This window comes from Bartonella sp. AP40SXNS (assembly GCF_042195825.1).
In the GTDB taxonomy this organism is placed as follows: domain Bacteria; phylum Pseudomonadota; class Alphaproteobacteria; order Rhizobiales; family Rhizobiaceae; genus Bartonella.
Window position 1 is genome coordinate 1 of record NZ_JBHIPB010000084.1, and the last position, 1,045, is coordinate 1,045.

Below are 1,045 nucleotides of genomic sequence, written 5' to 3' on the forward strand. Positions count from 1 at the left end.
AGGTCAATGGAGTGCTCCAAGCTTCAAAGTTAAGATCGTCAAAGAAGATGGCAGTGCCGTTGAAGAGCATAGCTATGATGATGTTGCGTCAGCCTTTGCTGGTGTTGGTGATTCATTCACGAATATTCATAAAGAGCTTCAGAATGAGATTAATAAAGTTGTAGGAGATAGTCTTGTTAAGCAGGATGATGCTACGAAGGTAATCAAGATAGGTGGAGAAAAAGAGGGTAGTGCAATCACAATTGCAAACATGAATGGTGATACACGTAGTCTCTCTGGCGTGAAAGCGGGCACACTTTCTGAAGGTTCGACGGAAGCCGTGAATGGTTCTCAGCTTTATTCCTTGCATCAGACGCTAGCGATGTATTTAGGCGGAGGAGCTAGCTATGAAGGTGGCGAATGGAGGGCTCCGGAATTCAAGGTTGCGCAATTCAATTCTGATGGTAGTTCGTCAGCAAAGAAGATCTATCATGATGTAGCAGGAGCCTTTGATGGTGTCAGTGATGGTATGACGAGTATCAACGACCGTATTCATGATGTTGAGAAGAATGTGGCGAGCAATGGTTTGAATTGGAATGAAGAAGAAGGCGCGTATGATGCGAAGCATGATGGTAAGTCGAGTAAGATTACGCATGTATTGGATGGTAAGATAGAAGAAGGCTCGCAAGAAGTTGTTAATGGTGGTCAGCTTTGGAGCACGAATGAGAGAGTAAAAGATGTTGAAGACAAAGTAGATACGATAGATCAACATGTGAAAAATATTGAAGTAGCGGTAACAGATGGCGTTGTTAACTATGATAAAGATAGTGATGGTAAAAAGACCAATAGCATTACGTTAGTAGGAGGTAATGACAGCGAACCTGTTATGATAGACAATGTAGCGGCAGGGAAGATTGAAACAGGTTCTCAGCAAGCTGTTAATGGTGGTCAGTTACATGATTATACTGAAGAGCAGATGAAGATAGTTCTTGAAGATGCCAATAAGTATACGGATGAGAAAATTAGTGGTCTTGTCAATGATGGTGTTAACGAGTCGAAATCCTAT

The 1,045-nt window shown here is 42.0% G+C and carries 1 pseudogene; it reads left to right on the forward strand.

Features of this window, described 5'->3' with window-relative positions:
* Positions 1–1,045 (forward strand): annotated as a pseudogene (locus ACFILZ_RS09850) (hypothetical protein); the annotation flags it as partial.